This window comes from Paludibaculum fermentans, from assembly GCF_051172195.1.
Classification (GTDB): Bacteria; Acidobacteriota; Terriglobia; order Bryobacterales; family Bryobacteraceae; genus Paludibaculum; species Paludibaculum fermentans_A.
Genome location: NZ_JBPJAQ010000009.1, coordinates 1 through 7156 on the forward strand (window position 1 = coordinate 1; position 7156 = coordinate 7156).

Annotated in this window: 1 protein-coding gene; it reads left to right on the forward strand. The window is 63.2% G+C overall.

Features of this window, described 5'->3' with window-relative positions; translation table 11 throughout:
• Positions 1 to 616: 616 nt before the first annotated feature.
• Positions 617 to 7156, forward strand: a 6540-nt coding sequence (locus ACR9Y2_RS40175) for a hypothetical protein (RefSeq protein WP_435047567.1), incomplete at its 3' end; no start/stop codon positions are given.

Genomic DNA, 7156 nt, shown 5'->3' on the forward strand with positions numbered 1-7156 from the left:
TATGCCATGCGGGTCCTTTCGTCCCTGATCATACAGCGCCGGCGATGAGGGGGATTCCGCCGGGAGCCGGAGCGCGGATGTGAGCGCACTTCGCCTTGCGTTACACAGCAGTAACACGAAGCCGAAAGGGCAGGAGCGGGTGGCGCTTACCCCAAGAGCCCTCCGTTACAGCAGGGGACTCTGGAGAGTTCGATTCACCCAGTTGGGCGGTTAAGGCGCGAACGAGGCCACAACAGACGGCCATGGAGAAGCGAAAAGAAGCGCACCGATGGCGGCTTTAGCGCTATCCGTCCGCCGGACTCTCTGCGGCGCAGCAGATTGATGTTAGTGTTGACTCGTCACGCATATAAACAGATCTGAATAGATCATTTTATTCAGATCGCGAGCGTCTTCCGAAGCTCGCACAGGCCGGCTGGATCGAAGTATCGAGGACCCCGCCCGGCCATTTGTATGCCCATACCCTGCCGGCTGATGAAGGAGTTTCCCCTTGGTACATCGAGTGACCACTCCGCTGTTGCGAGCTGCCCTGTCAGCTGCCCTCCTGGCGAGTTTCGGCGCCTATCAGGCGAGGGCCGCAGGTCCAGGCCAAGGGCGAATTCTGCTCCTTGAGGAGAAAGTGAGTCGCGGAGCTGGTGGGTATGGAGTGGTGCAGATTGGGTCGATTCCCGGCGCCGTCCGCATTGGACTGCCCGAGAACGGTGGGCATGTACTGGTACTGACTGAAGCTGGACGTGTCTGGGCTTGGGGCACGAACACGGACGGGCAATTGGGCACTGGTGATACGGAGGGTGTCGCGGGCTGGCAGGAGGTGCAGGGGCTGACGGATATTGTCGCGGTGGCAGCCGGTGCGCAGCACTCATTGGCGCTGAAGAAGGATGGAACCGTCTGGGCCTGGGGCTCAAACCTGGATGGTCAGCTGGGCGACGGGACGCTGCTGGCGAAGGCTCGACCGCAGCAAGTGCCCGGACTGGGTGGCATTCAGTCAATTGCTGCCGGGGACAAGCTTAGCGCCGCACTAAGAATGGACGGCACGGTGGCTGTATTCGGAGGCAACTGGGGCGAGGTGGTCTCGGCTCAGCCGCAAGGGACCCTGATGAGTCCGGTAACATTGCCTGGCGTGAGGCTAGCCGGAGAGATCTGCGTTCGTGGGGGGAAGATCGTGCCGCGGCAACCTCGCGGGCCGCGAGGCCTGGTGATGTGGCCCGGGGCGAGCGGTCTGGATCGGGCGATTGCCTGGAGCGAGGAAGGGCTGGAGCTGAGGGAGAGCGGCTCCGCACCGCAAGAGATATCAATTGAGGGCAGGGTGATGGATTTGGCCGCTGGGTGGGCGGTGGGGTGGATCGAAACCTCCGACTTCGGGGCGAGTGCGGCGAGTGAACAACGTGCCGGGCAGCCAGGCGAAGGAGCGTCCGCCAAGCCGGGGCAAAGCGGGAGCAGGAGGGTTGCCTTGTCGAAATCGGCCGGCCCGCGCCAAGCCGCCGGGATGGGGTGGATTGCGGCAGGTAGAGACCACAGCATCCGGTTGAACGCGGACGGGACCGTCTCAGCGTGGGGCGGAGGGTCCTACGGGCGATTGGGCGATGGAAAGCAAACGGATAGCTCGTTGCCTGTGGCTGTGAGTGGTTTGGGCAACATCATCTCGCTGGCTGCGGGCGACCTGCACAACGTGGCACTCAAGGGAGATGGGACGGTGTGGGCGTGGGGCTACAACTACGATGGCGAGCTTGGGAACGGGACCACCAACCATCAGATCACTCCTGTCCAGGTAAGCGGATTGACAGGCGTTATTGCGATCGGGTCGGGTGCACGGCACTGCCTCGCAGTCAAGAATGACGGGACAGTGTGGGCTTGGGGTAACAATGCGAGCGGTCAGCTGGGAGACGGCACGACCGTGAACCGGAGCACTCCTGTGCAAGTGGCGGGACTGTCAACGGTCGTGGCTGTGTCGGCCGGAGAATCGCACAGTGTGGCGCTGAAGGCGGACGGGACGGTTTGGACCTGGGGGGCGAACAGTTGGAGCCAGCTTGGTGACGGGACGTTGACCCCCAGGAACCTCCCTGGACCGGTATCCGGGCTCACAGGGGTGACTTTCATTGGGTCAGGCGCGTACCACAATCTGGCGGTAAAAACGACAGGTGTGGTATGGGGTTGGGGCGGCAACTGGGATAGCCAGTTAGGCGACGGGACAACCGGGACAAGAAGTACGCCCGTGCAAACAAACATTCTGACAGGGATGAAGGCGGTGGCGGCCAGTAAATACTTCAGCCTCGGATTGAAAAGTGATGGAACGGTTTGGGCGTGGGGGTACAACTACTACGGCCAACTGGGCACAGGGGACACCGCCGATAGAAACGTGCCAGTCCAGATCAGCGGGCTGTCAGGGATTGTGGCGATCGCCGCCGGGGACACGATCGGCCTGGCGCTCAAAGCGGACGGGAGCTACCTGGGGTGGGGCTACGATTCCGCCGGGCAATTGGGCGTGGGGAGCGTGACTGGGCGCCTGAGCCCGTGGCCGGTGCCGGGGCTTGCCGGTATCAAGGGCGTCTCCGCCGGTCTCTCCTACGGCTTGGCTCACAAGAGCGATGGCACTGTTGTGGCCTGGGGCACCAACTGGGGCGGGCAGCTCGGCGACGGGACAACGGTGGCGCGCGCGGTGCCGGCGCCGGTGAGCGGGTTGAGCGGCGTGGCCACGGTAAGTGCCGGAGGGTATCACGTCCTGGCGCGCAAACCGGACGGCAGTGTTTGGGCCTGGGGTTCCAATTGGGCCGGGCAACTGGGCGATGGAACGGCTGCCTCACGATCGCTGGCAGGGCAGGTGGCTGGGCTATCAGGAATGGTGTCCATCGCGGCCGGATATTGCCAGAGCCTGGCGGCCAAGTCTGATGGAACGGTTTGGGCCTGGGGATGTAACGACTATGGCCAAATTGGAGATGGGACGACCCTTCACCGATATACGCCGACGATGCTCAGCGGCCTGGCGGGGGTGGCGGCGGTGGCGGCTGGTTACCGGTACAGTCTCGCCCTGAAGGCCGACGGCACCGTTTGGGCATGGGGTAACAATGCATGGGGGCAGGTGGGCGATGGGACGAACACCCAACGCGAGAGTCCGGTGCAGGTGAGCGGACTCACGAGTGTGACTGCAATTGCCGCGGGCGACTATCACGCCCTTGCGCTCAAGAGCGACGGTACCGTGTGGGCTTGGGGCCTGAATGGCAACGGCCAGTTAGGCGATGGCACCGCGATCCAGCGAACCACTCCGGTGCAGGTGAGTGGGCTGGCGGAAGTCTGGCAGATCCGGGCAGGGCAATTTCATTCCCTGGCGGTGAACAGCAAAGGATCCCTGTGGGCATGGGGCAGGAATCAGTTTGGGCAGTTGGGGGATGGTTCGCAGGCTGACAGGTATACGCCGGTCCAGGTGCCGGGGTTGCAGGGCGTGACATCCATAGCTGCGGGCGACGAATTCTCGCTGGCAGGCAAGTCTGACACAACGGTGTGGGCCTGGGGGCATACCGGGTTCGGAGAACTGGGGAACGGCAACACCCTGATGCATGTGGTTCCGGTATCCGGTCCAGTGGCTACTCCTGACTTGAGCATCAGCACAAATGCAGGCGTGATGTTTACAGTGGGCAGCCGCGCCGGTTATTCGCTGACGGTAGCGAATCAGGGGGTGGCGGCCACAAGCGGACCGATTACTCTATCTGACACGTTGCCGGCGGGGGTCACTTACCTGGGGGGCGGCGGCACGGGATGGTCGTGTTCGGCCACTGGCCAGACGGTGAGTTGCACGATGACGAGTCCACTTGGAGCCGGAAGCACGAGCCAGGTCTTTCTCCAAGTGAGTGTGGGACAAGCTGCTTATCCCCTGGTCTCCAATACGGCCTCTGTCCAAGTATCGGGAGAAACCAACACCGCTAATAATTCCTCTATCGTCTGGACGGATGTGGGGCCTAAGCTCACTAATCCGAGCCGGGGTGCTATCGCCGGCGGGTACTACCACAGTCTCCGACTGGAGCCGGATGGAACGGTTTGGGCGTCTGGGCAGAATTCCTCTGGACAGCTTGGCGATGGGACCAACGCCACTCGCGGCGCGTGGGTTCCCGTGACCGGCCTGACCGGCATCAAGGCTGTTGCCGCGGGTAGCATGCACAGCCTGGCACTGAGGAATGACGGGAGTGTGTGGGCGTGGGGCAGCAATTCCTCCGGTCAACTCGGTGACGGCACGAATGCCAACCGAAATCAGCCAGTGGCCGTCAGCGGCCTTTCCGGCGTCGTGGCGATTGCCGCCAAGGGCGCGCTGAGCGTGGCCGTCAAGGGTGACGGAACTGTGTGGACCTGGGGATTGAACAACTACGGGCAGTTGGGCGACGGGAGCATGTCCAACCGTAATGCACCCGTGCAGGTTTCCGGCCTTACCGCGGCGGTGGCGGTGGAGGCTGGCCGGTACCACGTATTGGCCGTCCGGGCAGACGGCACCGTGTGGGCCTGGGGTGGGAATCAGGCCGGGCAATTGGGGGATGGGACCACGACGCAGCGGCTGACGCCGGTGCAAGTGACTGGCGTTAGCGGCGCGCTATCCGTTGCGGCCGGCCTAGCGCACAGCCTGGTATTGAAGTCGGACGGGACAGTTTGGGCATGGGGCTACAACGCCTCCGGCGAATTGGGCGACTCGACTACCACGACGCGCCTGATGCCGGTGCAGATCACTTCGCTGTCAGGGGTCGCGGCTATTATGGCCACCGAAGAGACCAGCTTCGCCCTGCTTCCGGATACATCTGTGTGGTGGTGGGGGCTTTCCGTGCCCAGCAAGGTTCCGGTGCTCGTGATTGCGTCACAGGGCGCGGTGTCATTCGGTTGCGGAGGTGGAGCGAACTCGGTGTTTGCCCTGGCGATGAGAAGCGACGGCAGCATGTTCGGCTGGGGTGCCAACCGATTTGGCCAGTTCGGCAGCGGACAGGTTGGCAACAAGCTGCTTCCGGTGCAGGTATCGGGCCTCACCGGCGTCATGAAATTGTCGGCCAGAGAGTATGCCACGATCGCGTTGCTGTCGAGCGGGACGTTGAAGGCGTGGGGCGGAAACACTTCGGGCCAGTTGGGTGAGGGAACGACCCGTGAACGGAGCACTCCCGTTCAGGTTGCCTGGATGTCCACTGTTTCCGCCATCAGTTCCGGCGCTGAGCACAGTTTGGCCGTGAAGACGGATGGCAGCGTCTGGAGTTGGGGCGGCAACCAGAATGGTGAACTCGGGAATGGCACGAATGCCAATCGCTCCATTCCGGGCGCCATTAGCGGATTGACGGGCGTCTCCCTGGTCGCCGCTGGCTATACACACAGCCTGGCGGTGAAGCAGGATGGAACTGTCTGGGCTTGGGGGAGCAATGCTTCCGGCGAACTTGGCGATGGCACGGCCGTATCTCGTTCCACTCCAGTTCAGGTAACAGGCCTTTCCGGAATCATCGCCGCCTCTGCCGGGGACTATTTCAGCTTGGCGCTCAAGCAGGATGGCACGGTATGGAGTTGGGGTGAAAACTCCAAGAACCAGTTGGGCGATGGAACGACTACGCCGCGAGCGAACCCCGTTCAGGTCACCGGGCTTGCCGGGATTACCGCGATCTCGAACGGTTACCGGCATGGCCTGGCACTGCGAAATGACGGCACCGTTTGGGTGTGGGGTTGGAATGACGGATATGGAATGGGCGATGGGACGACCTCAGGAAAGAGCGTGCCGGTCAAGGTGTCCGGGCTCACAGGGATTGTGGCCATTTCGGGAGGAGGAGCACATAGCCTGGCCTTGGGCGGTGACGGAACAGTCTGGGCTTGGGGCTACAACAGCAATGGTCAACTGGGTGATGGTACAACGACGAGCCGCGCGACGCCCGTACGGGTGGCGCTGCTGTCGGGCGTGACGGGGATCGCGGGCGGAGGATCGCATAGCCTGGCACTGATGCCGGACGGGACTGTCCTAGCGTGGGGCTCAGAAGAGTACAGCCAGATTGGCGACGGCGTGATGGCCTACTACTATGGCACCATGCCGACATTGCCGACATCGCCGACTGGTTGGGCGGATCTCACGGTGTCAATGACCGGCGGCGGGTCCGTACTGGTGGGCAGCCAAGTGGTGTATACCATCACGGTGACAAACGTGGGCCAGCAGGCCAGCAACGGACTGACAAGGGTCACAGACACCTTGCCAGCCGGCCTAGCCTATGTCAGCGCCACCGGATCCGGCTGGACTTGTTCCGCGGCCGGGCAGTGGATCACCTGCGACAATTCCACCGGCCTGGCCCCTGGTGCGTCCAGCATCATCGTGCTGAAGGCCACGGTGCTGGCCGCGGCACTTCCAACGGTTAGCAATGTCGTCAGTGTGATGAACGGGGGCGACCCGAATCGCACAAACAATATTGCAGGGGATCCGTTGAACATCACCGGCACGACGGCAGTCAGCGTCACACCCTCGTCTGGCAGCGGGGCGCAACAGATCTTCCAGGCGGTGTATGGCGGTGCGCAGGGGTACCAGAAGCTCCGCTGGGTGCAGTTGCTTTTTGCGACGGCGGCGGATGGAGGCGGCCAGCCCTTCTGTTTCCTGCATTATGACGTGCAGGGCAATGGGTTCTGGCTGTACTCGGATCTCTTCGGCTTTTTCGTGGGACCGGTGACGCCCGGGGTGGCCTCGAGCAAACTGCAGGGCTCGCATTGCGCACTGAACACCGCAGGATCGATCGTTTCCGGCAGTGGGTCGATCCTCGCCCTGAATATGGCGGTGGTGTTCAAGTCCGCGGCTACCCGCAACGTCTACCTGCGGGCGATGGATGACACAGACTTCGACACGGGGACGGTGCAGCGCGGCACCTGGACGCAAGCGGCCGCTCCACTTTCCACGCTCTTGGTGAGTCCGGCCAGCGGGAGTGGGGCCAATCCCACGTTTACGCTGACGTATCCGGACCCGCCCGGGTTTGCGGGCAGCGCATTCGGCTGGGTGCAGTTCCTGATCGCCGCGGCAGCCAATGGGGGCGGGCAGCCCTTCTGCTTCCTGCACTATGACCGCGGGGGCAACGGGCTGTGGATGTACTCGAGCGACGTCGGGTTCTTCCTGGGGCCGGTGTCACCGGGCGCCGCCTCGAACGCTCTGGACAGCAGCGCGTGCTCGATCAACACCGGA